The organism is Pseudomonas sp. GW456-12-10-14-LB2 (genome assembly GCF_002884345.1).
GTDB lineage: Bacteria > Pseudomonadota > Gammaproteobacteria > Pseudomonadales > Pseudomonadaceae > Aquipseudomonas > Aquipseudomonas paraglycinae.
On record NZ_POHV01000176.1, the window covers coordinates 1 to 268 of the forward strand.

At 66.4% G+C, this 268-nt stretch carries 1 protein-coding gene; it reads right to left on the reverse strand.

The features are described from left to right. The coding region (locus tag C1X29_RS29575) for a hypothetical protein (protein WP_218275725.1) at positions 1-180 on the reverse strand (180 nt) is incomplete at its 3' end. Between the last annotated feature and the right edge of the window lie 88 nt (positions 181-268).

Genomic DNA, 268 nt, shown 5'->3' on the forward strand with positions numbered 1-268 from the left:
GATCGTCAGCTCGTCGCCGACCCGGAAGGTCGCTGCATGATAGCGGGCCGACGCACGGAAGCGCGGGAGGCCGTGGCCGCACTTGAAGAAGGCAGTATAAGTTTGATCCAGCCGGCGCAGCACCTGTTGCAGGGCGGAGAACGACCAGCGTCCAAGCCCGTCCGGGTCGCTTCGCGGCACGCCTCCAACTCGCTGGCTTGATGCTTGTAGCGCAGGCTCATGCCGCGGCGGCGGTATGCCTCGACGCGCTTGCAAGCCGGCGTTGTAC